Origin of the sequence: Streptomyces flavusporus, assembly GCF_046267975.1 — a bacterium.
Lineage (GTDB): Bacteria > Actinomycetota > Actinomycetes > Streptomycetales > Streptomycetaceae > Streptomyces > Streptomyces flavusporus.
On sequence record NZ_CP176503.1, the window covers coordinates 5,250,551 to 5,275,634 of the forward strand.

Here is a 25,084-nt window from a genome sequence, read left to right on the forward strand (position 1 = left end):
GGCGCGCAGCTGTCGGGGGCCGGGAATCCGACGTGCCGCTTCCGGTTCGTACGGCTTCGGCGGGGGTCGCCCCTGATGGGCGACCTGCCGGAACCTCGGCGTGTTCTCCCCGTAAGCATTCCGTGACCTAACCGCACCGACCGCAGGGGTTCACCCTGCGTTCACTTACGGCCATAGGTGGCTTCACCTGTTCTGCCTAATTTCGGCCGTACGGATGACGGGCGCACCTCGAGCGTGCGTTCACATCACCCAGACTTCGCACGCCGCCGATCAGGACGGCGGCTCCTGGAAGGAACTCCCGAAAGTGAAGCTTCAGCGCATGAACCGGCGGGCCCTCACCCTCGGTGCTCTCGCCGTCTCCGGCGCCCTGGCCCTCACGGCGTGCGGCTCCGACGACACCGGCAGCAACGGCGGTGACGGTGCCACCAACACCGCCCAGGCCGGCAACATCGACTGTGGCGACGCCAAGGGCCAGCTGCTGGCCGACGGCTCGTCCGCGCAGAAGAACGCGATCGACGCGTGGGTGAAGCAGTTCACCGCGCAGTGCAACGGCGTGCAGATCAACTACAAGGGTGGCGGCTCCGGCGCCGGCATCACCGCGTTCACCCAGGGCCAGGTCGCCTTCGCCGGTTCCGACTCCGCGCTGGACTCCGAGGAGATCGCGGCCTCCAAGGAGGTCTGCTCCGGCGGCCAGGGCATCGACCTGCCGATGGTCGGCGGCCCGATCGCGGTCTCGTACAACGTCCCGGGTGTCGACAACCTGGTGCTGGACGCCCCGACGCTCGCCAAGATCTTCGACAGCAAGATCAAGAAGTGGAACGACTCGGCGATCGCCAAGCTGAACCCCGACGCCAAGCTGCCCGACCTGGCCATCCAGCCGTTCCACCGCTCCGACGAGTCCGGCACCACGGACAACTTCACCAAGTACCTGATCGCCACCACCCCGGGGAACTGGAAGTACGAGGGTGGTAAGGCCTGGCAGGCCGAGGGCGGCCAGGCTGCGTCCGGCTCCTCCGGTGTCGCCCAGCAGGTCTCGCAGACCTCCGGCGCCATCGGCTACATGGAGCTGTCCTACGCCGAGGGCATGGCCGTCGTCGCCATCGACACCGGCGCCAGCGAGCCGGTCAAGGCCTCCACCGACGGTGCCACCAAGGCCATCGCGGACGCCGAGATCGTCGGCACGGGCAAGGACCTCGCGCTCGACATCAACTACAAGACCAAGGCCGACGGCGCCTACCCGATCACCCTGGTCACCTACGAGATCGTCTGCGACAAGGGCAACAAGGCGGACACCCTGCCCGCCACCAAGGCGTTCCTGAACTACATCGCCAGCGAGGACGGCCAGGGCCTGCTGGCCGACGCCGGCTACGCGCCGATCCCCGACGACATCATCGCCAAGGTCCGCACCACCATCGAGGGCCTGAGCTGACCTGAGTGTGCGGTCCGGTTCCGCCACGGGACCGGACCGCACCGTCCGGTGCACCGCCGCCAGGATCCGTACGTCGAGTGCGGCTCCGCAGACCGGAGAACCCGATGGACATAACGACACAGAACACTGCAGCACCTCCCTCCACGCCCCAGCCCAGTGAGGCCGAGCGCAAGCGCGCCGCCCGCGGCGCCACCCGACCCGGAGACCGGATCTTCCTCGGTCTGTCCCGCGGCTCGGGCATTCTGCTGCTGGCGATCATGGCCGCGATCGCGGGCTTCCTCACCTACCGGGCCGTCCTCGCCATCAGCAAGGACGAGGGCAACTTCCTGACCACCTTCGAGTGGAACACGGGCACCCAGCCGCCGGTCTTCGGTATCGCCGTACTGGCCTACGGCACCGTGGTCTCCTCGATCATCGCCATGGTCATCGCGGTCCCGATCGCGGTCGCCATCGCGCTGTTCCTCACGCACTACGCCCCGCGCAAGCTGAGCGGTCCCATCGCCTACGTGATCGACCTGCTCGCCGCGGTGCCGTCCATCGTGTACGGCCTGTGGGGCGCCCTGATCCTCGTACCGCAGATGGACGGCCTGTTCGGCTGGCTGGACGAGTACTTCGGCTGGACCGGCATCTTCGACTGGCAGGGCGGCGCCCCCCGCTCCATGCTCACCGTCGGCATCCTGCTCGCGATCATGATCCTGCCGATCATCACGAACGTCAGCCGTGAGGTCTTCAAGCAGGTTCCGCAGATGCACGAGGAGGCGGCCCTGGCCCTCGGCGCCACGCGCTGGGAGGTCATCCGCATGGCGGTACTGCCGTTCGGCCGCTCCGGCGTGATCTCCGCCTCGATGCTGGGCCTCGGCCGCGCGCTCGGCGAGACGATGGCCGTCGCCACGGTCCTGTCGCCGGACTTCCTGATCCACGCCAGCCTGCTCGACCCGGGCGGCGGCACGTTCGCCCAGAACATCGCCGCCAAGTTCGGCGAGGCGGACGACTTCGGCCGTGACGCGCTCATCGCCTCCGGTCTGGTCCTGTTCGTCATCACCCTGCTGGTCAACGGCGCGGCCCGCATGATCATCGCCCGCCGCAAGGAGTACTCGGGGGCCAACGCATGAGCACTGTCCTCACCGACAAGCGCCCCACCACCCTGCGCGGCGCCAGTCTGCCCAAGTGGTCCCCGTGGGCGATCGCCGCGGGCTCCCTCGCCGTCGCCGTCGGCATCGGTGTCGTGGGCGGACTGGACAGCCGGATCCAGTGGGGTCTGATCGCCGCGATCCTCTACACCCTCGGTACGTACGTCATCGCCTCGATGGTCGAGGGCAAGCGGCAGGCCAAGGACCGCATCGCGACCTCCCTGGTCTGGGTCGCCTTCCTGCTCGCCGTGGTGCCGCTCGCCTCCCTGGTCTGGGCGACCGTCGAGCGCGGCGTCAAGGTCCTCGACGTCTACTTCCTGACCCACTCGATGGGCGTCGTCGCCGACCGGGAGCCGGGCGGCGGTATCTACCACGCCATCATCGGCACCCTGGAGCAGGTCGGCCTCGCCACGCTGATCGCCGCGCCGATCGGCGTGCTCACCGCGATCTATCTGGTGGAGTACGGGCGTGGCAACCTCGCCCGGGCCGTCACCTTCTTCGTCGACGTCATGACGGGTATCCCGTCGATCGTCGCCGGTCTGTTCATCCTCAGCATCATGCTGATCTTCGAGATGCAGCCGTTCGGCTTCGCCGGCTCGCTCGCGCTGGCGATCCTGATGATGCCGGTCGTGGTCCGCTCCACCGAGGAGATGCTCAAGCTCGTCCCGAACGAGCTGCGCGAGGCCTCGCTGGCGCTCGGCGTGCCCAAGTGGCGCACGATCCTCAAGATCGTCCTGCCGACCGCGATCGGCGGTATCACCACCGGCATCATGCTGGCGATCGCCCGTATCGCCGGTGAGACCGCTCCGGTGCTGCTGCTGGTGTTCGGTAACCCGTTCATCAACAACAACCCGTTTGAAGGGGCCCAGGCCTCGCTGCCGCTGTACATCTACCAGCAGTACTCGCAGAGCGCGGGTGCCCAGCCGGCGTACGACCGCGCCTGGGCGGCGTCCCTGACGCTGATCGCCTTCGTGATGATCCTGAACCTGCTGGCCCGCGGCATCGCCCGCTGGAAGGCCCCGAAGACCGGTCGCTGACGCGGCCACTCAGCGACCGATTTCCCGAAAGAAGCAGTGATTTTTCATGGCCAAGCGCATTGATGTCAGCGGCCTCAGCGCCTACTACGGCTCGTTCCGGGCCATCGAGGACATCTCGATGACCATCGAGCCCCGGTCCGTTACGGCCTTCATCGGGCCGTCCGGTTGCGGCAAGTCCACGTTCCTGCGCACGCTGAACCGGATGCACGAGGTGACTCCGGGTGGACGCGTCGAGGGCAAGGTCATGCTCGACGACGAGAACCTGTACGCCGCCGAGATCGACCCGGTGTCCGTGCGGCGTGAGGTCGGCATGGTCTTCCAGCGGCCGAACCCGTTCCCCACGATGTCCGTCTACGACAATGTCGCGGCCGGTCTGAAGCTGCTCGGCTCGTACAAGAAGTCGCAGCTGGACGACATCGTCGAGAAGTCGCTGAAGGGTGCGAACCTCTGGAACGAGGTGAAGGACCGGCTGAACAAGCCGGGGTCCGGGCTGTCCGGTGGTCAGCAGCAGCGGCTGTGCATCGCGCGGGCGATTGCTGTGGAGCCGAACGTTCTGCTGATGGACGAGCCGTGCTCTGCCCTTGACCCGATCTCCACGCTTGCGATCGAGGACCTGATCGGTGAGCTGAAGGAGCGGTTCACGATCGTCATCGTGACGCACAACATGCAGCAGGCTGCGCGGGTCTCCGACCGGACCGCGTTCTTCAACCTCGCTGCTGTCGGGCAGCCCGGCAAGCTGATCGAGATCGACGACACGGAGCGGATCTTCTCCAACCCGTCGGTTCAGGCCACGGAGGACTACATCTCCGGCCGGTTCGGCTGATCAGACCCCTCGCGGTGCTGCATGGCGGTGCCACCGCGAGGACAAAAAGGGCCCGCCCCTGGCTTCCGGGGGCGGGCCCCTTTCGGTTGGGGGGCCTGCGGGGCGGGTGCCCGCGGCGGCCTGTGCGGGTGGGTGGTGGGATGCCTGCGGCGGCCTGTGCGGGTGGGTGGTGGGATGCCTGCGGCGGCCTGTGCGGGTGGGTGGTGGGATGCCTGCGGCGGCCTGTGCGGGTGCGTGGGGGTGGGGGTTGCGCCTGCGGTTTCGTTGTGGGTCGGGGCCGCGCCGGGGGGTGTCCGTCCTCGGTCTGCCGTTGGGTTTCTTGGATTGGGAACCGGTCGGTTCCGGCATCCGCTGCGGGCGGACACCCCCCGACACGTCCCCTTCCCGCCGTACGCGACTGCGGCCCCCAACCCGTCAAGCCGCGGGCATGCCCGTCAAGCCGCGGGCAGTCGTGCCTCCCCCCAGTGCCTTAAGGGCCTGGGGGGAGACCTCCAGAGCGGCACGGGTGAGCGCGGGCGGCTCCCCGTAAGCGCCGGGCTGCGCGACCCACCCCCCGCCCAGCGCAACGCCGGGCAGGGGTTACAGGAACGCCAGGTGTACGAGGCCGAAGGCCAGCGCCGCGATGATCGCTGCTGCCGGCATCGTGATGAACCAGCCGAGGACGATGTTCTTGGCGACACCCCACCGCACGGCGTTCACCCGCTTCGTCGCGCCGACGCCCATGATGGCCGAGGTGATGGCGTGAGTCGTGGAGATGGGCGCCTTGAAGAGGAACGCAGTGGTGAACATGATCGACGCACCGGTGGTTTCCGCGGCGAAGCCCTGTGGGGGGTCCAGTTCGATGATGCGGCGGCCCAGCGTGCGCATGATGCGCCAGCCGCCCGCGTACGTACCCAGCGACAGCATGAGCGCACAGGCGATCTTGACCCAGACCGGGATCGGGTCGCCGTAGTCCTCGACGTCGGCGATGACCAGGGCCATGACGACGATGCCCATGGTTTTCTGGGCGTCCTGGAGGCCGTGGCCCAGGGCCATACCGGCCGCGGAGACGGTCTGCGCGATACGGAAACCGCGCTTGGCCTTGTGCGGGTTGGCTCGGCGGAAGATCCACATGATGGCCGTCATCACCAGGTAGCCGACCAGGAGACCGACCACGGGGGAGACGAACATCGGGATGATGATCTTCTCGAGGACGCCGTCCCAGTAGACCTGTGTGCCGCCGGCCAGTGCCGCGCCCACCATGCCGCCGAACAGGGCGTGGGAGGAGGAGGACGGCAGGCCGAAGTACCAGGTGACGAGGTTCCAGGTGATCGCGCCGAGGAGGGCGGCGAAGAGGATGCCCATCCCCGTGGAGCCCTCGGGGGTTTCGATCAGACCCTCGCTGACCGTCTTCGCCACGCCGCTGCCCAGGAACGCACCGGCCAGGTTCATGACCGCGGCCATGGCCAGGGCGGCCTTCGGGGTCAGCGCGCGCGTCGACACGGACGTGGCGATCGCGTTCGCCGAGTCGTGGAAGCCGTTGGTGTAGGTGAAGAAGAGGGCGACCAGGATGGTCACGACCAGGGCGAAGGTGTCCATGGACGGGTCAGGACTCCTTGACGGCGATGGTCTCCACCGTGTTCGCCACGTGCTCGAAGGCGTCGGCGGCCTCTTCGAGGACGTCGACGATCTGCTTGAGCTTCAGGACCTCGATCGCGTCGTACTTGCCGTTGAAGAGGTGGGCCAGAAGCTTGCGGTGGATCTGGTCGGCCTGGTTCTCGAGGCGGTTGACCTCGATCCAGTACTCGGTGAGGTTGTCGAGGGTGCGCAGGTGCGGCATTGCCTCGGCCGTCAGTTCGGCTGCGCGGGCGAGGACTTCGATCTGCTGCTCGACGCCCTTGGGGAGTTCCTCGACGTTGTAGAGGACGACCAGGTCGACGGCCTCCTCCATGAAGTCCATGATGTCGTCGAGGGAGGATGCGAGGGAGTAGATGTCCTCGCGGTCGAAGGGCGTGATGAACGAGGAGTTCAGCTGGTGGAAGATCGCGTGTGTGGCGTCGTCACCGGCGTGTTCCGCTGCCCGCATACGCTCTGCGATTTCGGCCCGGGCGGAAGCGTCCGCCCCGAGCAGTTCCATCAGGAGCTTGGAGCCCGTGACGATGTTGTCCGCGGATGCGGCGAACATGTCGTAGAAGCTCGTCTCCCTGGGGGTCAGACGAAAGCGCACGTGGGTTCCTCTAAGTGCTTCGGTTTCGGTCAGGCTGATGCTAGGTGCATCATCCGGCCACGGCTAATGGGCCGTCCTCCAGTGTCGCCCATGAAAATAGTTCGTCTGTACGGGGGCGATTCGGCGGTCCGGTCCGGGCAGCGGCCAAGGGGCCTATACCCAGCAAAGTTCGGTACGATATACCCAGTAGGGGTATGGGGATGGAGGACGCCATGACGACCACCGAGACCGGCTCCGGGGCGCCCTCCGAGAGCGTGGTGACCGACCACGACCGTGGCGTTCACGGGTACCACAAGCAGAAGGACGAGCATCTGAAGCGGCTGCGCCGGATCGAGGGGCAGATCCGGGGGCTGCAGCGGATGGTCGACGAAGACGTCTACTGCATCGACATACTCACGCAGGTGTCCGCGTCCACCAAGGCTCTGCAGTCCTTCGCACTGCAGCTGCTGGAGGAGCATTTGCGGCACTGTGTCGCCGATGCCGCCCTCAAGGGCGGTGGCGAGATCGATGCCAAGGTGGAGGAGGCCACGAAAGCCATCGGGCGGTTGCTGCGGACGTGAGCGTTCGCTCAGGTGTTGGACGCCGCCGCGCGTTCTTCGGCCACTCGCAGGACCTCGTCGATGCTCTCCAGGCTCAGCCTGTCGTCCGCTGCCGAGGCCGCGATGATCAGCTCTCCGCACAGCTCTATCTCGGCGAGGGCCACGTGGTCCTGAACTGCCGTACCGCCGACCGGAGCCACGTGCATCACCTCTTCTCTGCCGTCACCGACTTTCTAGAGTAGGGAGCGGCCTACACAACGCGCATGGCACGGACGGGCTAGTTCGCGCCGGTCACTCCTCGGCGATCCGGCCCGCGTAGATGTGCTCTGCGGGCGGCAGCCGTACGTCGACGGGGGCCCCGAAGTCGTAGAGGAGGGTCGTCGACGAGACCGCCACGGGGGTCCTGTGGTGGCCGTTGACGAAGCTGAAGCGGTGCCGGACCTTGCGGATGCGGCCCTGGTCGTCGAGGTACACGTCGAACGGCACCTCGGCCGTGGCGAACCCTTTCGCCGCTGCCTGGAGGGATTCCTTGCTCCCAGCCGAGGCATTTTGCGCGGCCCGGGCCAGGTCGGCGGTGCCGTGGTAGTGGCTGACCTCGGTGCCGGCGATCTCGGTCCGGCCGACGTATTCCGCGGAGCGCGCGCCGCGCAGCACCTCGGCGGCGGCGAAGGGGTCGGTGGCGCCGCCGGTCACCAGGTTTCCGTCGGAGAGGGTGGCCGTGTCGACGCGCACCCATTTGTCGGCGGGGACGCCGGCGCCGCGGTTCTTCATGTACAGGGCGCCGGGGGCGAGGAGTTCGGTGATCGGGCGGTGCTCCTGCTCGCCGGCCGGATCCTGGGGGAGCAGTACCTTCAGGCGGCCGCGCTGCCGGGTGTAGTCGTACGTGCCCTCGCCGCGGATGGTGACACGGGTGCCGCCGGTGGCCATCTCCATGGACGTACGGGCCTTGGAACTGCCGGCGTCCCGCAGGGCGTCGGCGGCGTTCTGCAGGGTGCGGACCGGGTCGGCGGGGTGGGCGTTGTCCGCGGCCGCGCCGCTGTCGGAGCATCCGGTACCGCCGAGGCAGATACAGGCCATCAGCCCCGCCACGACGACCGTCCCGCTCGCCCTGCCCTGCTGCTGCTCCGCCATCGCCTGCCTACCCCCAGCCGTACGTCCGTCACTGGCCCCCTGTCGTTCCGGTTAACGACGGGTAGGTTGAGCCGTCACGCGGGGGGTGGGGTCGTGGGGGTGCTCGGCGGTGGTTTCCGGTGGGGGCAGAGAAGACCCTTACCAGGGGCTTGGGAGCTGTTTACCTGGCCTGGGTAACGTTGTCGGCGTGACTGAGCGGGGCCGGACCGACGCCGGGGACGATCATCCGGAGCATCGCACGACGACGGTCGAGCAGGGTCCGTTCTGTGTGGCGCGATGCACCTGCGGCTGGCGTGGGCCGGCCCGCCGGGCGAGAAGCCGGGCCCGTACGGACGCGTCGGGGCATCTAGCCGGATCCTGACGTTGAGCGGTGAGCGGCTTCAGGCGTGGCGCATGGTGGCCAGGAGTTCGTCGACCAGCTCGCCGTCGCGGGGCCGGGTCAGGCGGCGGCGGGCCGCGTCGGGAGTCAGCCACAGGATGCGGTCGACCTCGGTGGTCGGGGTGAAGCTGCCGGAGACGGCCTCGGCCGCCCAGTAGCGGACCTGCTTGGGGCGGCCGTTCGCGAGGTAGTACAGGGTGGGCAGCTCGGCGCCGGTCGCGGCGGCGTAGCCGGTCTCCTCCTCGACTTCGCGCAGCGCGCCGGCCAGCGGATCCTCGCCGTGCTTCAGCTTTCCCTTGGGGTGGGACCAGTCGTCGTACTTGGGACGGTGGACCAGGCAGAGCTCCAGTTGGCCGTCGATGGGGGAGCGGCGCCACAGGACGCAGCCGGCTGCCTGGACGGGCGTGTTGTCCTTCGTACCGGTCACCTGCCGTTCACCGCCCCCTCGGGTCAGGACGTGCCTACCGTCTGCTTCTGCCACGACTGCTGGAACGCGAACCGCGCCGCCTCCACCTCGTGCCGCTGGTCGGCGTGCAGCACGCCGAGCGCGTACGCCGTCGCCGGGGCGATGCGTGGCGTACGGGCCGCCGCGGCTGCTGCCGCTGCCGCCTCCGCGGCGTCGCGGTGCCGGTTGAGGGCCTGGCCGGCGGCCAGCAGACGGACGTCGACCGGGGCGTTCTGACCGTCCAGCACCTCGCGGGCGTAGCGGTGCAGGCGTAGCAGCAGGCGGACCTGGTGCCAGGGGGCGTCCTGCGGGTGCGGGGACGGGTCCGGGGACAGGCCGTGGATCAGCGCCTCCGCGTTGTACGGGTGACCGGCGGTGATCAGCGGGAGGGCGGCCACCGCGTCCGTGAGGCGCTCCTCGGCCGCGGCGGCGTGCGGGCGCAGGTCGGCTGTGGCGGCGGTCGGGGTGAGGGGGACCTCGCTGGCCAGGACGGCGACCTTGTCGGCGACGGCGTGGAAGCGGCTGGAGCCCAGGGCTTGGAGGGCGCTGGAGTGGGCTCGGGTCCGGGCGAGGGTGAGCTGGCGTTCCAGTAGGGCGCCTGCTTTTGCTGCGCCTACGGTGAGGTTGCCGCGTTCCCGGGTGGACGGGCGGGGGGTCGGGGGGCCGGCGGTGCCGGGTGCCTCCCCCACGCTCGAACGAGCTCGCGCGGGGGCACCCTCATCGCCCACCCGTGCCGCCCCAGCGGCACGACTGCCCGCAGCTACGTCGGCGGCCGCAGCTACGTCAGTTACATCAGCCTGCGCCGGGAACGTTGCGCCCGACAGGCGGTGCAGGGCCTGGAGCAGGCGGTCCAGGCGGGCCGCGCAGGCGTGCTCCAGGGCCAGCGTGCCGGAGAGCCAGGCCAGTTCGGGGCGCATTCCCTCCGACCAGTCGGTGTCCAGCAGGGGACGGAACGTGTGCAGGCTGCCGCTGATGCGGCGGGCCGAGCGGCGCAGGGCGCGTGCCGCGTCGACGGTCTCCTCCGTACCGTTGTGGTTTCCCCCGGCGCCGGTCTCCCGGTGCTGTCGGAGTGCACGGAGGAACTCGGTGGCCTGGGCCCGCAGGTAGCCCGCGAGGGCGTCCCCGGTCACCGGACCGGCCACGGGGTCCGTCGGGTCAAGGTGCTGCTGTGCCACGCCGGCGCCTCCGGGCGTCTATGAGCATCTCCTGGATGTTTCGCAGGGGCCCGCCGTCACCGTCCATCGCGTGCCGGGTCCACTCGCCGTCCGGGCCCAGGTGCCAGGAGGCGGTGGAGTCGGACGTGCCGGTCTCCAGGAGCCGGTTGAGCGCGGCGCGGTGCGCCGGGTCGACGACCCGGACCAGGGCCTCTATACGGCGGTCGAGGTTGCGGTGCATCATGTCGGCGCTGCCGATCCACACCTCGGGTTCGCCGCCGTTGCCGAAGGCGAACACGCGGGAGTGTTCGAGGAAGCGGCCGAGTATCGAGCGGACCCGGATGTTCTCCGACAGGCCCGGCACGCCCGGGCGGAGCGCGCAGATGCCGCGCACCCAGACGTCGACCGGCACGCCCGCCATCGACGCGCGGTACAAGGCGTCGACGACCGCCTCGTCGACCATCGAGTTGACCTTGATGCGGATGTAGGCGTGCCGTCCGGCACGGTGGTGCTGGGCTTCCTTGTTGATCCGCGCGATCAGGCCGTCGCGCAGCGACTTGGGGGCGACCAGCAGACGGCGGTAGGTCTCCCGGCGGGAGTAGCCGGACAGCCGGTTGAACAGGTCGGACAGGTCCGCGCCGACCTGCGGGTCGGCGGTGAGCAGGCCGAGGTCCTCGTAGAGGCGGGCCGTCTTCGGGTGGTAGTTGCCGGTGCCGACGTGGCAGTACCGCCGTAGCGTGTCGCCTTCCTGGCGGACGACGAGCGACAGCTTGCAGTGGGTCTTCAGGCCGACCAGACCGTAGACGACGTGGCAGCCGGCCTCCTCCAGCTTGCGCGCCCACTTGATGTTGGCGTGCTCGTCGAAGCGGGCCTTGATCTCCACCAGGACGAGGACCTGCTTGCCGGACTCGGCCGCCTCTATCAGGGCGTCCACGATCGGGGAGTCGCCGGAGGTCCGGTACAGGGTCTGCTTGATGGCGAGGACGTCCGGGTCCTGGGCCGCCTGCTCAAGGAAGGCCTGCACCGACGTGGAGAACGAGTCGTACGGGTGGTGCAGGAGTACGTCCCTCGCGCGCAGGGCGGCGAAGATGTCGGGCGCGGACGCCGACTCGACCTCGGCGAGGTCGCGGTGGGTGCCGGCGACGAACTTCGGGTACTTCAACTCGGGACGGTCGAGGCTGTGGATGCGGAAGAGGCCGGTGAGGTCCAGGGGGCCGGGCAGCGGATAGACCTCGGCCTCGCTGATCTTCAGTTCCCGGACCAGCAGGTCCAGCACCTCACGGTCGATGGACTCCTCGACCTCCAGGCGCACCGGCGGGCCGAAGCGGCGCCGCATGAGCTCCTTCTCCAGGGCCTGGAGAAGGTTCTCGGCGTCGTCCTCCTCGACCTCGAGGTCCTCGTTGCGGGTGACGCGGAAGGCGTGGTGCTCCAGGACCTCCATGCCCGGGAACAGCTCCTCCAGGTGCGCGGCGATGACGTCCTCGATCGGGACGTACCGGCCCGGGGAGCTCTCCAGGAAGCGGGACAGCAGCGGCGGCACCTTGACGCGGGCGAAGTGCTTGTGGCCGCTCACCGGGTTCCGTACGACGACGGCCAGGTTCAGGGACAGGCCGGAGATGTAAGGGAAGGGGTGCGCCGGGTCGACCGCCAGCGGGGTCAGGACCGGGAAGATCTGGTGCCGGAAGAGGGTGAACAGGCGGGCCTGTTCCTTCTCGGTCAGCTCGTTCCACCGGACCAGGTGGATGCCCTCCTCGGCGAGGGCGGGGGCGACGTCCTCGTGGAAGCAGGCGGCGTGCCGGGCCATGAGCTCGCGGGAGCGGGCCCAGATCATCTCCAGGACCTGGGTGGGCTGCAGGCCGGAGGCGGACCGGGTGGCGACGCCGGTGTGGATACGGCGCTTCAGACCGGCGACCCGGACCATGAAGAACTCGTCCAGGTTGCTGGCGAAGATCGCGAGGAAGTTGGCCCGCTCCAGAAGGGGCGTGTTCGGGTCCTCGGCGAGCTCCAGGACGCGCTCGTTGAACGCCAGCCAGCTGCGCTCCCGGTCGAGGAATCGGCCCTGCGGCAGCTGGACGCCGTCCACCTGCCCGTCCTCGTACGCGTCGAGGTCGGCATCGATGTCGGGTTCCAGATCGGAGACCGTCGCCGACACCGTGTGCGGGCGGTGGGCGGCTATGGAGCCCACGGAGGGCTGTGCGTGCTTGACCTCTGCCTGGACGTTCTGCTGGCTCATGCCCCCATTGTTCCGCGCCGTGAGCGAAACGGGCGCGTCGGAGCGAGCGGGCGGGAGCGTGGCGGCGGCCCCGTTCCCCGCGGGCCCCTCGGGGGGCGGCGAAGGCTCTGGCACGACGGGCGTCATTGGCCGAGCGTCGCAAGCCCGTCTGAATCGATGGTTACGGAGACATGACGTGCGGGATAGCGGGGGGAGGCTCCCGGGCGTCGACGGCGGCGGGGGCGGTGTCGGTCAGGTCTCCGTCCGGTACATCAGGTCCGTCTCGTGGGTCGTGAAGCCCATCCCCTCGTACACCGCCACCGCCGCCGTGTTGTCCGCGTCGACGTACAGCATCGCCGTCGGCAGGGCCTGCGCCGCCAGATACCGCAGGCCGACGGCGGTGAGGGCCTTGCCGAGGCCGATGCCCTGGGCGGCGGGGGCGACGCCGAGGACGTAGATCTCGCCGAGCTGCTCCTGCGCGTGGACCTTGGTCCAGTGGAAGCCGACGAGTTCGTCGCCGCGGAAGGCGAGGAAGAAGCCCGCCGGGTCGAACCACGGCTCGGCCTTGCGGTCGTCCAGGTCCCGCTGGGTGAGGGAGCCCTGCTCGGGATGGTGGGCGAAGGCGGCGGCGTTGACGGCCAGCCAGGCCGCGTCGTCCCGCCCGGGCACGAAGGTGCGCACGGTCACGCCGTCCGGCAGTGTCGGCTCGGGCAGGACGAGGCCGGCCAACGGGCGCCGCATCTGGCGCAGTTCGCGGAACAGGGTGAGGCCGAGGACCTGGGCGAGGTGCCGGGCGGCGGAGTGGCCGCCGTGCGCCCACACCCGCAGCCGCTTGCCGGACGCGGCGAGCAGCGCCGAGCCGAGGGCGCGGCCGTGTCCGTGACCGCGGTAGGCGGGGTGGACGACCAGTTCGGCGGCCGGCGCCTCCACCGGGTCGGTGTCCTCCAGCTGGGCGTAGCCGACGAGTTCGCCGCCGACGGTGAGCAGCAGATGGGACACGCCCTCGCGTTCCCCGCCGCGCAGCTGCAGCCGGCCCTGCTCGGACACCGCCTGCTGGCCGTCGCTCCGCGCGGCCTCGGCGAGCAGGGCGAGTACCGCCTCGGTCTGCTCCGGGCCGAGCACGGCGTAGGTCTCGATGGATCGGGAGTGGCCGGCCTGCCGGTCGCTGTCGTCGCTGGTCATGCCTACGAGGGTAAAGGGCGGGCCCGGCAAAGTGTCGGCAGGGAGAAACCAGGATGTAACCGTTAACCCCCTGTCGCGCTACGCGCGTTGACCCTAGGCTGCGGGCGATCACGCCATGGCCTCGGACGACCCACAGGGGGGACGCATGCCGGCAACACCTCAGCCGCACCACCGCCGCAGACGCCGTACGACCCGGCTGCTCGCGGCCGCCGCCGGACTCGCCACGGTCGGCGCGCTGGCGGCCGCACTGCCGTCGACGGCGAGCGCCGACGACAGCCGCAAGGGCGGTGACCGACCCGGCCGCTACCAGGACGTGCAGCTGCTGTCCTTCAACGACCTGCACGGCAACCTCGAGCCGCCCAGCGGCTCCTCCGGCAGGGTCACCGAGGTCCACGAGGACGGTACGACCGAGACCATCAACGCGGGCGGCGTGGAGTACCTCGCCACGCATCTGCGCCAGGCGCGCGAGGGCAACAAGTACTCGATCACCGCGGCCGGCGGCGACATGGTCGGCGCCTCCCCGCTGATCTCGGGCCTCTTCCACGACGAGCCCACCATCGAGGCGCTGAACAAGCTCGAACTGGACGTCACATCCGTCGGCAACCACGAGTTCGACGAGGGCGCCAGGGAACTGGCCCGCCTGCAGAACGGCGGCTGCCACCCGACGGACGGCTGCTACACGGACGAGGAGTTCGCGGGCGCCGACTTCCCGTACCTCGCGGCGAACGTCCTCGACGAGAAGACCGGCAGGCCGATCCTCAAGCCCTACTGGGTGTGGAAGAAGAAGGACGTCAAGGTCGGCTTCATCGGCGTGACCCTGGAGGACACCCCGGGCGTCGTCTCCGCCGAGGGCGTCAAGGGCCTCAAGTTCAAGGACGAGGTCGAGACGATCAACAAGTACGCCAAGGTGCTCCAGCGTCAGGGCGTGAAGTCGATCGTCGCGCTGATCCACGAGGGCGGGGCCCCGGCCTCGTCGGCGTACAACTACGACTGCGACGCGCCCGGCGCGGGCGACGGCATCTCCGGCCCGATCGTCGACATCGCCAAGAACATCACGCCGCAGGTGGACGCGCTGGTCACCGGCCACACCCACGCCGCGTACGTGTGCACGATCAACGACCCGGCGGGCAAGCCGCGCATGGTCACCTCGGCCGCGTCCTTCGGCCGCCTCTACACGGACACGACGCTGACGTACGACCGCTTCACGGGTGACATCGCCCGTACGGCCGTGAAGTCCGCGAATCACGTGGTCACCCGGGACGTCCCGAAGGCGCCGGACATGACCGAGCTGATCAGCAAGTGGAACACCCTCGCGGCGCCCATCGGCAACCGCGCGATCGGCTACATCTCCGCCGACATCCCCAGCACCGGCACCGAGTCCCCCATGGGTGACCTCATCGCGGACGCGCAGCTGGCGTACGCCAAGGAGCTCGACCCGGAGACCGACCTGGCGCTGATGAACCCGGGCGGCGTGCGAGCGGGGCTGACCTACGCGGCGAAGGGCAGTGAGGGCGACGGCGTGGTGACCTACGCCGAGGGCTTCACGGTGCAGCCGTTCTCCAACACGGTGAACCTTCAGGACTTCACCGGCGCCCAGCTGATCCAGATCCTCAAGGAGCAGGTCAGCGGCTCGAACGAGGCGGCTCCGAAGATCCTGCAGCCGTCGGCCGGTCTGACGTACACGCTGGACCTGACGAAGTCGGGCGCGGACCGTGTGGTGACGGACTCGATCAGGCTGAACGGCGCCGCGATCGACCCGGCGGCCACCTATCGCGTCGCGACGAACAGCTTCCTCGCGGGCGGCGGCGACGGCATCCCCACGCTGGGCCAGGGCACGAACGACCTGGTCGGCGCGGACGACCTGGCGGTGCTTGAGCAGTACCTGACGGCCAACTCCTCGGCCACGGACCCGATTTCGCCGCCGGCGGCGAACCGGATTACGATCGTGAGCTAGGTCGCACACCTCCGGAAGAGGTTGCGGGTGGGGTCGGTACGCATGTTCGGATGGATCGATGCGTACCCCCCACCACATAGCGACGCATTCCCGCTTCAACCCGCACGAAGAGCTCGGCGAACTCGGCGCTCTCGACGACGGCCCTTTGGAGGAGTTCCTTCAGGAGGACCCCTCCACGGAGGAGCCCTCCGTGGACCAGCCTTCCGTGGACCGGCCTTCCGGGGACCGCATGGACCTCACCGCGGCACCCGAGGTGGAGATCGGCGGCTTCCCCTTCCTGCTCCAGCTCGTCGACGGCCGCCTGGACTCGGTGAAGGTGACCGTCCCGGACGTGGCGGCCGACCGGGTCACGCTGGCCGCGGTGTCGGCCACAGCACACGACGTACGGTTCGACGGCGACGGACCGACCTCCATACGCGGGGCCCGGGTCCCCGAGCTGAACGGCGACGTCCTGCTCTCCTTCGCCGACCTGAACCGCGAACTCGGCGCGTCCCAGGTGACGTTCACCGGCGCCGGCCGAGACCGCGTCTCGGCGCGCGGCACGCTGCCGGTCGCCGGGCACGATCTTCGGCTGCGGGCCGACGTCCGCATCGGGCACGACGGCGACCAGGGCATCGACACGCAGATCGGCGGAATACGCCTGGACATCGGGGACCTGGCGACGTACCGGCCCGGTGCCCGCGCCTCGGAGGGCCTGCACCTGACGCCCAAGTCGGCCGCCGACCTCGCCCGCGAGACCCGCAAGGTACGGGCGCTGCTGACGGTGCCGTCCGTCGTACAGCGCATGGGGGTGCCCGAGGCGACGGTCCGCGAGGCCCTGAGCAACGCCGACCGGCTCGCCGAGCTGACCGGCTCCGAGCGCTTCGTCCACCAGGCCATGCGGATCAACCTCCTCGACCTGGCCCTGGCCCACCCCGAGGTACTGGACCGCCTCGGCTTCGACACGGCCCTCCTCGACGCCCTCTCCCGGCTGACCCGCCCGGTCCTCGCCGACCGGCTCTCCCTCGGCTTCCGGCTGCCGGAGCCGCCCCAGGGCGAGCTGCGCCTGCGGGACGTACGGGTGGAGGAGGACGGGATCAGGGTGCGGCTCGCGGGGGAGGGGCTGGCGTTCGGCCCGTAAGAGCGGCCGGTGTGAGCGGAGCCCCGGCCCGGATCGACTGCCTCTGCGATCGGGGCCGGGGCCGGGAAGGGAGTCGGAGGGGGTTGCGTGCTGCTGCCGTACAAGCACGCGCAAGTGTGTTCTGGTGTGGATGAGTGAGTGCCCGGCAGCAGCGGCCCGCTTCGGGGAACTTGTGTCTGTCAATCGAATACATGACCTTTCCGGATGGTGGTCGTTGAGCGGGGTGACGGACTGCGTTGTTCCTGGCTGGGGGTGATCGGGGTGGGTGAGCTGCGGGAGGTGGCCGCTCCGTTCGTGGCGCCCGGCCCGTCCGGTGTCGCCATCCGCACCCGCCTCAAGGGCCTCACTCCGGAGGAGGACAAGGTGCTGCGGGCCGTGGGCGCGCACCTCGGCGCGCTCGCCTCAAGGGATCTCAAGCGGCGCTGCATGGACGGTCTGGAGCACTCCACGGACACGTGGGCCGAGCGCAAGCGTGCCCTGACCGAGGAGTCCTCCTCCCGCTGGGCCGGATCGATCACCAAGGCCACCCACGACCAGTGGGCGCTGTCCCGGCGTGCGCAACTCGCCCACATCCGAGGACTGGAAGCGGGCATCGAGACGATCGAGCACCGGCTGTCCCTGCCGGTCGGCGAGAAGGGCACGAAGCGTGCTCCGGGCGGGTACCGCACCCGGCAGGAGTGGTTCGCCAAGACCAGGCGTCTGCACGTGCTTGCCGACCGGCTGACCGCTGAGCGGGCCGACCGCGAAGCCGGACGCGTCCGCGTCGTGCGGGGCGGCAAGAAGCAGGCCCGGGGCCGTCACCGTCTCGAAGCCGCCCAGCTCACCGAAGCCGAGTGGCGGCAGCGGTGGGAAGCGTCGCGCTGGTTCTTGCAGGCGGACGGCGAGAGCGGGAAGAGGTTCGGGAACGAGACGATCCGCGTCACCCCCGACGGCGAAGTCTCCATCAAGCTTCCCGCTCCGCTCGCCCACCTGGCCAATAGCGGGCACGGCCGGTACGTCCTCACCCAGACTGTGGTCTTCCGCTACCGGGGCGAGGAGTGGGCCGACCGTGTATCGGCGAACCGGGCCGTGGCCTACCGCATCCACCTGGACGTGGAGCGCGGGCGCTGGTACCTGACCGCCTCGTGGACGATCCCTCCGGCTCTGACCGTTCCCCTGTCCGGGGCGAGGCGCGGCGGCCTGATCGGCGTGGACACCAACGCCGACCACCTCGCGGCCTGGCGGCTGGACGAGCACGGCAACCCGTGCGGCGAACCCCGCAGGTTCTCCTTCGACCTCGAAGGCCCCGCCTCTTACCGGGACGCCCAGGTACGGCACGCCCTGATCCGCCTGCTGCACTGGGCCGCCCGGCACGGACTGAACATCGCGATCGAAGACCTCGACTTCGGCGCGGAGAAGACCCGCGAGAAGCACGGCAGACGAAAGCGGTTCCGCAAGCTCATCAGCGGCATGCCCGTCTCCAAGCTACGGGCGCGGCTGGTCAGCATGGCCGCTGAGCTGGGGATCACCATCGTCGCGGTCGATCCCGCCTACACCTCCCAGTGGGGCGCGCAGCACTGGCAGAAGCCCCTCACCAGCACGAAGCGGGCCACCACGCGGCACGACGCCGCGAGTGCGGCCATCGGAAGGCGCGCCCTCGGGCACCGTATCCGGCGACGGACGACACCGCCCCGCACCCACCAGAGCGATGGGTGTGGGCATCGGACCGCCCAGGCCGGACACGGCACCCGACGGCGTGAGGAAAGCCGCCCCCGCATCCCCGGACCACGGACACGATCCGATGGCGCTGGGTGCGGAGTGAAAACGGCCGACCAGCGTGCCCAGCACCGTTCGGGGCACGCGGCTGAGCATGGGTTCTGGCAACAGGACTCACTCCCGCTCAGTCTTTAGGAACGGTCAGGAAGCAGTCGGCGTCCAGTCGCCCAACCAGTCACCGATCTCCTGGCCGGAAGCCTGAGCGTCGGTCAGCTGCGGCCGCTCGCTGCTCGCGCTGCCCGCGCCCGGGCCGGTGTTCTTGTACTCGGCGAAACGGTCGTCCTTCCAGGAGAAGCCGCTCATGTCGGTCCAGGGAGTGGTCCGGATCGCGGCGCTCAGGCTGGTGTTGCGGACCGTCGTCTGCGGATCGAGGGACGCGTCGCCGCCCGCGTGCCAGGGACGGCCGAGGTAGAAGCTCCGGTCGGACACATCGCCGTTGACGGTCGAGTTGGCGATCAGGATGCCCTTGCGGTTCGCGGCGGTCGACGGGGCGGTGACGTACCCCGCCGACGTGCCGTCCCAGCGCTTCTCACGTTGTGAACGCCGGTACCGAGGAAGAACCCGCCGCCGACGATCTGCCCGGAAGTGCCGGAGCCGACGATGGTCTTGTCGGAGGCGACCTTGATCTCTTTTCCGACGGGGTTCATGTTGATGGTGCCGGCGACGACGATGACATACGGCTCGGCGGCCGTCGCGTACTTCTCCAGGTCGGCCTGCGTCTTCACGGTCACGATCTGACCGTCCCGGCCGCCATAAGTGCCGTTCTGCCCGAGGGAGTTGACGGAGGCGAATCCATCGGCGGTGGCGGTGGCCCAGACGGGGGCGGCCGCGGAGGCAGTGGATTTGGCGTCCTGGCCGAAGACGCCGAACGCGTTGCCGTAGGCCATGGTTCCGGCGGCGGTCAGGGCGAGGGGGACACCGATCGCCAGTGCGGTCCTGTTTCTGCGGTGCCGGTGCCGGTTGCGGGTTTCAGTCACGGCTGCTTCCGATCAGGTCAAGTGGTGGGGGGTACGTCACTTGCCTGTCGGAGCTGACGGGGGGAAAGGTTGCCGTGCTTGTGGGGTGCTTACGGGGTCGGCTCCGGAGCCGGGTCGTCGTCCCTCGCCGCGGCGTTGCGGTTCTGCCGGCTCAGATGGACGGCGTGGAGCAGGGTGCCGACCGCTGCCGCACCACTCAGCAGGGAGCCGAAGGAGGCGATCACCGAGCCGAGGCCATCGCCGCTGCCATCCGGGGGCACTGGGACAACGGTCTGGGTCACGACGGTGACAGGGGTCGGGGGTTCGCTGGGCTCGGTAGGTTCCTCGGTCGGCTCTTCGGTCGGTGCCTCTGTTGCCCCGTCGGTCGGCTCCGGGGTCGCCCCCTGGCCCGGGTCGGACGGCTCTGCGGTCGACTCCTCGTCCGCGTTCGTGCGCGGCGTGAAGGAGACCGCGTAGTCCCCGGCCTTCGCGTCCAGCCTGGCGCAAGTCCTTTGCCGACCAGTGACAGGACGCGTACGCGGGGACCGACATCCTGGGCGCCCCGCAACCGGACGGCTGCACGGAGTGGGAGCCCGCGACGTGAGCCCTGCTGCGCGGATCCGGGCAGGACCTGTCACAGCGTCACCTGAGCCCAGCGTTCCGGGATAACGTCGGCCGGTATGGCCACCGATGCGATCACAGTCGAAGGACTGCGCAAGCGGTACGGGGATGTACAGGCGGTCGACGGCGTCTCGTTCGAGGTCGAGCGCGGCGAGTTCTACGGCATTCTCGGACCGAACGGCGCGGGCAAGACCACCACCTTGGAAATCATCGAGGGATTGCGTGAGCCCGACGAGGGCAGCGTCACCGTGCTCGGCGAGGCGTCCTGGCCGCGCAACCAGGCCCTGTTGCCCCGGATCGGTGTCCAACTCCAGTCCTCCGCCTTCTTCGAGAGGCTCACCGCTCGTGAGCAGATCCACACCTTCGCCTCGCTCTACGGCGTCCCCGGGGGGAACGCCGACGCGATGCTGGAGAAGGTCGGCCTGACCGAGAAGGCCGGCGTCCGCGCCGAAAGGCTCTCCGGCGGCCAGATGCAACGGCTCTCCATCGCCTGCGCGCTCGTCCACGACCCGGAGCTGGTCTTTCTCGACGAGCCGACCACGGGCCTCGACCCGCAGGCTCGCCGGAACCTGTGGGATCTCCTGCGTGACATCAACGCCGAGGGCCGCACCGTCGTCCTGACCACCCACTACATGGACGAGGCCGAGACGCTGTGCGACCGGGTGGCGGTGATGGACCACGGCAGAGTCCTGCGAGTCGGCCCGCCCGGCGACTTGATAAGCGAGCTGGGGGTGGACTCCCTCGAGGATGTCTTCCTCCAGCTGACCGGACGGGAGTACCGCGAGTGAGGACGAGGAAGGGCACGGGGCCGGGGATTCAGTCCTTCCGCAGTCTCACCAGGGCCATGACGCTGGGCCTGCTGCGCGACCGGACAGCGGTCTTCTTCATGCTGGTCTTCCCCTTGATGTTCCTGGTACTGCTCGGCACCCTGCTCAAGGACGCCGGCGTCTCCGAGTCGAAGGTGATCCAGGTCGGCGATGTCGCCGTTCTGGACGAGATGCCCGACAAGGAACGTGAACAGCTCCGTGACGTGCTGCGGATCGAGAAGACGGACGGCTCGGCGGCGGCCCGCACAGATGCCCTGGAAAAGGTCCGCAAGGGCGACGCCGACGCCGCGGTCACCCAGACCGGGGGACAGGTGGAGCTGCGCTTCTCGGCGGCCGACTTGGTACGGGCGGGGAACGTGCAGGGCATCCTGGGATCGATCGTCGAGCGGGCCAACCAGGCCGCGACCGGTCAGCCGCCCGCCTACACGCTGACGTCAGGGCAGGTCGAGGACGAGTCGACCAAGCCGATCCAGTTCCTCACCCCCGGCCTGCTCGGCTGGGCGGTGGCCATGGGTGCGGTGTTCGGCACTGCGCTCAACCTGGTTGGCTGGCGCAAGAAGCGCATCCTGCGCCGACTGTGGCTGGCGCCTGTCAACGCCGGCTCGGTGATTGGTGCCCGCATCGGCGTGAATCTGGCGCTGGCCCTCGCCCAGACCGCGATCTTCCTCGGAGTGGCCACCCTGCCCTACTTCGGTCTGCGACTGACCGGTCACTGGTGGCTGTCCTTTCCGCTGATCCTGAGCGGCACGCTGGCCTTCATGTCCATCGGGCTGGCCGTCGGCGCCTGGGCCAAGTCCGAGGAGGCCGCCAACGGGATGGCCCAGATCGTCGTCCTCCCGATGGCCTTCCTCTCCGGCTCCTTCTTCCCACTCGACTCCGCACCGCAGTGGCTTCGTACGGTGTCGGAGTTTCTGCCGCTCAAGCATCTCGGCGAGGCGCTGCAGGACGTACTGTCCCGAGGCGAAGGCTGGTCCACGGCCCTGCCCGTCATAGGGGGTCTGCTCGCCTTCGCCGCCGTCCTGACTCTGATCGCCGCCCGGCTGTTCCGCTGGGACGAGGCGTGACCCGGCGTGCCGCCGGTGCCGTCCTCGTCATGGTCGGCGTTCATGGTGGGCGTCAAGGGTGGGGGGCGTGAACACCATCGAGTGAAGCGGGCCGGAAACCGAGACGGAAATGGGTTCGGCCCGGTCACGGTGATCTCATGACAGAGAACATGATCGTCGGGTCACTGTCCCGGTCGGAGCCGGTGCGAGGACCATCCGCGTGGGGACGGTGAGTGCGGCTATGGTCGTAGACACGGCGCGTCGAAGGGGGACAGCGAGCATGAGTGCCCACGCTGCGGAACCCGATCCGATCATCCCTCCCATGCCCGAGCGGACCCCGAAGGCGTTGCGCGAGGCCATTGCCGAGCACACTCCCGAACTTCTCCCGGATTTCGACGCGCACTGGAAGCGGGCGATCGCCGACGCCTACAACCTCGGGCCGGTGCCTGCGTTCATGGCCCTCTGGTGGGGTGAGTACGCCCTCGCCCGCGACCCCGAGCTGGACGCGCATGTTCGCGATCTTGAACACCGAGCCGCGTACGAGTGCACCGACATCGCCGAGGCCAAGCCTCTCCTCGAAGAGGCGGCGAAGATTCATCACCGGGTCCGTGAACTGGAGCCCGGCGAGTGACTGATGGGTTCATGGGGCCGCCTTGGCAGGCGGACTGGCGGATCGATGCTCTCGCCATCTTCGAGGCGCTGCCCGACCATGTTCGTGAGATCGCCCTCGCGGCGCGCGCTGAACTGGTCACGGCGAAAGACCCGTATTTCCGCGGCATCGATGCTGATGCCGGACTGCCCGAGGGCATGTGGGTCGTGCCGGTCCACTGATCCGAAGGGTCGCCACGTCTGCTTCTTCGACCACGGAAACGGCTGGCTGAAGTACGGCTTCGTCCGCCGAACCGAGGATCCCCAGATCGTGGTCGAAGAGGTCTTCTGGCAAGAAGGCGATCCTCTTACACCGCTCCCGGCGGAGGAGTAGCCGCCCCCGGCAGCCGTACCGTCGCCACCGTGCCCCCGCCATCCGCGCGAGCCAGGGTGACCTGGCCACCCGCCTGCTCGACGGTGCGGGCCACGATCGACAGGCCGAGGCCCGAGCCGGGCAGGGCGCGGGCACTCGGTGAGCGCCAGAAGCGGTCGAAGACGTGGGGGAGTTCGTCGGCGGGGATACCGGGGCCGTGGTCGTGGACCGTGAGGACGCCGGACGCCAGCTGGACCTCGATCGTGCCCCCCTCGGGGCTGAACTTCACCGCGTTGTCCAGGACGTTGACGACGGCCCGCTCCAGAGCCGCCGGTTCCGCCCGTACGTACCAGGGCTCCAGGTCCGCCGTGATCGTCAGCTCCGGACCGCGCAGGCGGGCGCGGCGCAGGGCGGATTCGACGGTGTCCTCCAGGGACACCACCTGGACGCGCTCGCCCCGCTGGCCCTCCGAACGCGACAGTTCCTGCAAGTCGCCGATCAGCGCGGCCAGTTCCGTCATCTGCGCCTTGACCGAGGCGAGGAGGGCCTTGCGGTCGGCCTCGGGGATGGGGCGGCCTGTTTCCTCGCTTCGGGTGAGGAGTTCGATGTTGGTGCGCAGTGAGGTCAGGGGCGTACGGAGTTCATGGCCCGCGTCCGCGATCAACTGCTGCTGCAACTCACGGGAGCTGGCCAGGGCCGACGTCATCGAGTTGAAGGAGCGGGAGAGGCGGGCGACCTCGTCCTCGCTGTCGTCCTCCACCGGGATGCGGATGGTCAGGTCCTCGGTACGGGCGACGTGCTCCACGGCCTCGGTGAGCTTGTCGACGGGGCGGAGGCCCGTCCGGGCGACCCACAGGCCCGCTGCTCCGGCGCCGACGACGCCGATGCCGGACACGATGAGCAGCACCCACGCCAGCGTCGTCAGCGGCTTGTCGACCGTGCTCGTGGGCTGGGCCAGCGAGACCGCATAGCGGTCCAGGCCGATGGTGGCCGGGCCAGGACCGGGGACGTAGGTGTAGACGCGCCGCTCCACGCCCTTGCCGTCGGTGACGGTGTGCAGGGCGGCACGCTGCTCGCCCGCCGCGACCGCCACGTCCTCGGCGGAGACGGGCAGCTCGGCGTCCGAGGACGGCCGGCAGGTGGAGCCGTCGGCCGTCACGATCTGCACGAGGTACCCGGGCAGCGACCCGACGGTCGCCGTGCCGTCGGACGTGCAGGCGTCGAGCATGCTGCGCAGATAGCGGCCGTCGACCTGCGTATGCCGCAACGTCGTGTCGAACTGCGAGTTCAGCTGCGCCCGCGTGATGAACCAGCACGCGGCGGACGCCGCTGCCACCGCCACTGCCACCGCGGTCGCCACCAACAGAGCCAGCCGCGAGCGAATCGGCAGTGACCGCAGCCGCCGTACCGCCTTTCTCACTCCGCGCCACCCTGCCGCAGCACATAGCCCACCCCACGCACTGTGTGCACGAGCCGCGGCTCGCCCCCGGCCTCCGTCTTGCGGCGCAGGTACATCACGTACACGTCCAGCGAGTTCGACGACGGCTCGAAGTCGAAGCCCCACACCGCCTTGAGGATTTGCTCACGGGTGAGGACCTGGCGCGGGTGGGCCATGAACATCTCCAGGAGCGTGAACTCCGTACGGGTCAGCTCCACCGCCCGTCCACCCCGCGTCACCTCGCGCGTCGCGAGGTCCATGCGCAGGTCGGCGAAGGTCAGGGCCTCGTCCTCCTCGGCCGTACCCGCGACCGCCGCCGCGTACGAGCTGCGGCGCAGCAGCGCGCGGACACGGGCGAAGAGTTCGTCCAGTTCGAAGGGCTTGACCAGGTAGTCGTCGGCGCCCGCGTCGAGGCCCGTGACCCGGTCGCCCACCGTGTCGCGGGCCGTCAGCATCAGGATCGGTGTGGTGTCGCCGGCGCCACGGATGCGGCGGGCGGCGGTCAGGCCGTCCATGCCGGGCATCTGGATGTCGAGGACGACCAGGTCGGGCCGGTACGCGGTCGCCTTCTCCAGGGCGTCGGCGCCGTCGACCGCGACCTGAGTGTCGTACCCCTCGAAGGCGAGGCTGCGCTGGAGGGCTTCGCGCACCGCCGGCTCGTCGTCGACGATGAGGATGCGCTGGGGGTCACGGTCGCCTTCGGCGGGGCTCATGGGCTGGGATTCCTCGGGTGCGGTGGGAC

The 25,084-nt window shown here is 69.5% G+C and carries 24 protein-coding genes and 1 pseudogene; 12 read left to right on the plus strand and 13 right to left on the minus strand.

Annotated elements, in window-relative coordinates; all coding sequences use genetic code 11:
- Nucleotides 1-304: 304 nt before the first annotated feature.
- From pstS to pstB, 4 genes are all read left to right on the plus strand, one after another.
- Nucleotides 305-1,429, plus strand: a complete 1,125-nt coding sequence (gene pstS, locus ACKTSN_RS24890; RefSeq protein WP_409471131.1) for a phosphate ABC transporter substrate-binding protein PstS — start codon at nt 305-307, stop codon at nt 1,427-1,429.
- 104 nt (nt 1,430-1,533) lie between these two features.
- Complete coding sequence (gene pstC / locus ACKTSN_RS24895; protein ID WP_409471132.1) at nt 1,534-2,541, plus strand: phosphate ABC transporter permease subunit PstC; 1,008 nt, start codon at nt 1,534-1,536, stop codon at nt 2,539-2,541.
- Nucleotides 2,538-3,596, plus strand: a complete 1,059-nt coding sequence (gene pstA, locus ACKTSN_RS24900; RefSeq protein WP_409471133.1) for a phosphate ABC transporter permease PstA — start codon at nt 2,538-2,540, stop codon at nt 3,594-3,596. The genes pstC and pstA overlap by 4 nt, the downstream gene beginning before the upstream one ends.
- Before the next feature lie 46 nt (nt 3,597-3,642).
- Nucleotides 3,643-4,419 (plus strand): phosphate ABC transporter ATP-binding protein PstB, encoded by a 777-nt coding sequence (gene pstB, locus ACKTSN_RS24905; RefSeq protein ID WP_409471134.1) that lies wholly within the window; start codon nt 3,643-3,645, stop codon nt 4,417-4,419.
- Nucleotides 4,420-4,998: 579 nt separating this feature from the next.
- Here the strand turns inward: pstB and ACKTSN_RS24910 are convergent.
- A complete protein-coding gene (locus ACKTSN_RS24910; protein ID WP_409471135.1) occupies nt 4,999-5,997 on the minus strand; it encodes an inorganic phosphate transporter in 999 nt (332 codons plus the stop codon).
- 7 nt (nt 5,998-6,004) lie between these two features.
- Complete coding sequence (locus tag ACKTSN_RS24915) at nt 6,005-6,625, minus strand: DUF47 domain-containing protein (protein ID WP_053759661.1); 621 nt, start codon at nt 6,623-6,625, stop codon at nt 6,005-6,007.
- Between the two features lie 212 nt (nt 6,626-6,837).
- Between ACKTSN_RS24915 and ACKTSN_RS24920 the strand changes: the two genes are divergently transcribed.
- Nucleotides 6,838-7,185, plus strand: a complete 348-nt coding sequence (locus ACKTSN_RS24920; RefSeq protein ID WP_224735932.1) for a metal-sensitive transcriptional regulator — start codon at nt 6,838-6,840, stop codon at nt 7,183-7,185.
- 8 nt (nt 7,186-7,193) lie between these two features.
- Here the strand turns inward: ACKTSN_RS24920 and ACKTSN_RS24925 are convergent, their stop codons facing one another.
- From ACKTSN_RS24925 to mshD, 6 genes are all read right to left on the minus strand, one after another.
- On the minus strand, nt 7,194-7,370 hold the full coding sequence (locus ACKTSN_RS24925; RefSeq protein WP_224735933.1) for a hypothetical protein: 177 nt from the start codon (nt 7,368-7,370) through the stop codon (nt 7,194-7,196).
- 85 nt (nt 7,371-7,455) lie between these two features.
- Nucleotides 7,456-8,295, minus strand: coding sequence for a hypothetical protein (locus ACKTSN_RS24930; RefSeq protein ID WP_409471136.1), 840 nt, complete (start codon nt 8,293-8,295; stop codon nt 7,456-7,458).
- A gap of 380 nt (nt 8,296-8,675) precedes the next feature.
- Nucleotides 8,676-9,101, minus strand: a complete 426-nt coding sequence (locus ACKTSN_RS24935; protein ID WP_409471137.1) for an NUDIX hydrolase — start codon at nt 9,099-9,101, stop codon at nt 8,676-8,678.
- A 23-nt stretch (nt 9,102-9,124) separates the two neighbouring features.
- Entirely contained in the window at nt 9,125-10,294 is a 1,170-nt protein-coding gene (locus ACKTSN_RS24940; RefSeq protein WP_409471138.1) for a CHAD domain-containing protein, read from the minus strand.
- Nucleotides 10,275-12,632, minus strand: a complete 2,358-nt coding sequence (locus ACKTSN_RS24945; RefSeq protein WP_409471139.1) for an RNA degradosome polyphosphate kinase — start codon at nt 12,630-12,632, stop codon at nt 10,275-10,277. The genes ACKTSN_RS24940 and ACKTSN_RS24945 overlap by 20 nt, the downstream gene beginning before the upstream one ends.
- 105 nt (nt 12,633-12,737) lie before the next feature.
- The gene (gene mshD / locus ACKTSN_RS24950) at nt 12,738-13,667 is read right to left on the minus strand and encodes a mycothiol synthase (protein ID WP_409471140.1); all 930 of its coding nucleotides are present in this window, start codon (nt 13,665-13,667) and stop codon (nt 12,738-12,740) included.
- A 145-nt stretch (nt 13,668-13,812) separates the two neighbouring features.
- On the opposite strand from mshD, the gene ACKTSN_RS24955 reads away from it, so the two are divergent.
- From ACKTSN_RS24955 to ACKTSN_RS24965, 3 genes are all read left to right on the plus strand, one after another.
- The gene (locus ACKTSN_RS24955; RefSeq protein ID WP_409471141.1) at nt 13,813-15,621 is read left to right on the plus strand and encodes a bifunctional metallophosphatase/5'-nucleotidase; all 1,809 of its coding nucleotides are present in this window, start codon (nt 13,813-13,815) and stop codon (nt 15,619-15,621) included.
- A 58-nt stretch (nt 15,622-15,679) separates the two neighbouring features.
- Nucleotides 15,680-16,741 (plus strand): LmeA family phospholipid-binding protein, encoded by a 1,062-nt coding sequence (locus ACKTSN_RS24960; RefSeq protein WP_409471142.1) that lies wholly within the window; start codon nt 15,680-15,682, stop codon nt 16,739-16,741.
- A gap of 261 nt (nt 16,742-17,002) precedes the next feature.
- Nucleotides 17,003-18,631: an IS200/IS605 family accessory protein TnpB-related protein gene (locus ACKTSN_RS24965; RefSeq protein ID WP_409474915.1), complete on the plus strand. Its 1,629-nt coding sequence runs from the start codon at nt 17,003-17,005 to the stop codon at nt 18,629-18,631.
- Between the two features lie 6 nt (nt 18,632-18,637).
- Here ACKTSN_RS24965 and ACKTSN_RS24970 read toward each other — a convergent pair.
- The 3 genes and pseudogenes from ACKTSN_RS24970 to ACKTSN_RS24980 all read right to left on the minus strand — a co-directional run.
- A pseudogene (locus ACKTSN_RS24970) lies at nt 18,638-19,027 on the minus strand (pectinesterase family protein); the annotation flags it as partial.
- Nucleotides 18,952-19,473: a hypothetical protein gene (locus ACKTSN_RS24975; protein WP_409471144.1), complete on the minus strand. Its 522-nt coding sequence runs from the start codon at nt 19,471-19,473 to the stop codon at nt 18,952-18,954. The gene ACKTSN_RS24975 and the pseudogene ACKTSN_RS24970, both read right to left, overlap by 76 nt.
- 89 nt (nt 19,474-19,562) lie before the next feature.
- A complete protein-coding gene (locus ACKTSN_RS24980) occupies nt 19,563-19,733 on the minus strand; it encodes a hypothetical protein (RefSeq protein WP_409471145.1) in 171 nt (56 codons plus the stop codon).
- A gap of 399 nt (nt 19,734-20,132) precedes the next feature.
- On the opposite strand from ACKTSN_RS24980, the gene ACKTSN_RS24985 reads away from it, so the two are divergent.
- The 4 genes from ACKTSN_RS24985 (at nt 20,133) to ACKTSN_RS25000 (ending at nt 22,774) form a co-directional block, all read left to right on the plus strand.
- The gene (locus ACKTSN_RS24985) at nt 20,133-20,861 is read left to right on the plus strand and encodes an ABC transporter ATP-binding protein (protein WP_409471146.1); all 729 of its coding nucleotides are present in this window, start codon (nt 20,133-20,135) and stop codon (nt 20,859-20,861) included.
- Complete coding sequence (locus tag ACKTSN_RS24990) at nt 20,858-21,964, plus strand: ABC transporter permease (RefSeq protein WP_409471147.1); 1,107 nt, start codon at nt 20,858-20,860, stop codon at nt 21,962-21,964. Before ACKTSN_RS24985 ends, ACKTSN_RS24990 begins: the two co-directional genes overlap by 4 nt.
- A gap of 259 nt (nt 21,965-22,223) precedes the next feature.
- Nucleotides 22,224-22,574, plus strand: a complete 351-nt coding sequence (locus tag ACKTSN_RS24995) for a DUF6247 family protein (RefSeq protein ID WP_409471148.1) — start codon at nt 22,224-22,226, stop codon at nt 22,572-22,574.
- On the plus strand, nt 22,571-22,774 hold the full coding sequence (locus ACKTSN_RS25000; protein WP_409471149.1) for a hypothetical protein: 204 nt from the start codon (nt 22,571-22,573) through the stop codon (nt 22,772-22,774). The genes ACKTSN_RS24995 and ACKTSN_RS25000 overlap by 4 nt, the downstream gene beginning before the upstream one ends.
- 125 nt (nt 22,775-22,899) lie before the next feature.
- On the opposite strand, the gene ACKTSN_RS25005 is transcribed toward ACKTSN_RS25000, so the two are convergent.
- Together ACKTSN_RS25005 and ACKTSN_RS25010 are read right to left on the minus strand one after the other, a co-directional pair.
- Nucleotides 22,900-24,324 carry a HAMP domain-containing sensor histidine kinase gene (locus ACKTSN_RS25005; protein WP_409471150.1) on the minus strand — a complete coding sequence of 475 codons (1,425 nt, stop codon included), beginning with the start codon at nt 24,322-24,324 and terminating at the stop codon, nt 22,900-22,902.
- Nucleotides 24,321-25,055 (minus strand): response regulator transcription factor, encoded by a 735-nt coding sequence (locus tag ACKTSN_RS25010; RefSeq protein ID WP_409471151.1) that lies wholly within the window; start codon nt 25,053-25,055, stop codon nt 24,321-24,323. The genes ACKTSN_RS25005 and ACKTSN_RS25010 overlap by 4 nt, the downstream gene beginning before the upstream one ends.
- Between the last annotated feature and the right edge of the window lie 29 nt (nt 25,056-25,084).

Coding starts and splice junctions, on each gene's coding strand:
- ACKTSN_RS24955 (WP_409471141.1), top strand. CDS start 13,813: ATGCCGGCAACACCTCAGCCGCACCACCGCCGCAGACGCCGTACGACC.
- ACKTSN_RS24910 (WP_409471135.1), bottom strand. CDS start 5,997: ATGGACACCTTCGCCCTGGTCGTGACCATCCTGGTCGCCCTCTTCTTC.
- ACKTSN_RS24930 (WP_409471136.1), bottom strand. CDS start 8,295: ATGGCGGAGCAGCAGCAGGGCAGGGCGAGCGGGACGGTCGTCGTGGCG.
- ACKTSN_RS24925 (WP_224735933.1), bottom strand. CDS start 7,370: ATGCACGTGGCTCCGGTCGGCGGTACGGCAGTTCAGGACCACGTGGCC.
- ACKTSN_RS24960 (WP_409471142.1), top strand. CDS start 15,680: ATGCGTACCCCCCACCACATAGCGACGCATTCCCGCTTCAACCCGCAC.
- pstA (WP_409471133.1), top strand. CDS start 2,538: ATGAGCACTGTCCTCACCGACAAGCGCCCCACCACCCTGCGCGGCGCC.
- ACKTSN_RS24920 (WP_224735932.1), top strand. CDS start 6,838: ATGACGACCACCGAGACCGGCTCCGGGGCGCCCTCCGAGAGCGTGGTG.
- ACKTSN_RS24945 (WP_409471139.1), bottom strand. CDS start 12,632: ATGACGCCCGTCGTGCCAGAGCCTTCGCCGCCCCCCGAGGGGCCCGCG.
- mshD (WP_409471140.1), bottom strand. CDS start 13,667: ATGACCAGCGACGACAGCGACCGGCAGGCCGGCCACTCCCGATCCATC.
- pstC (WP_409471132.1), top strand. CDS start 1,534: ATGGACATAACGACACAGAACACTGCAGCACCTCCCTCCACGCCCCAG.
- ACKTSN_RS24995 (WP_409471148.1), top strand. CDS start 22,224: ATGAGTGCCCACGCTGCGGAACCCGATCCGATCATCCCTCCCATGCCC.
- ACKTSN_RS25010 (WP_409471151.1), bottom strand. CDS start 25,055: ATGAGCCCCGCCGAAGGCGACCGTGACCCCCAGCGCATCCTCATCGTC.
- pstB (WP_409471134.1), top strand. CDS start 3,643: ATGGCCAAGCGCATTGATGTCAGCGGCCTCAGCGCCTACTACGGCTCG.
- ACKTSN_RS24985 (WP_409471146.1), top strand. CDS start 20,133: ATGGCCACCGATGCGATCACAGTCGAAGGACTGCGCAAGCGGTACGGG.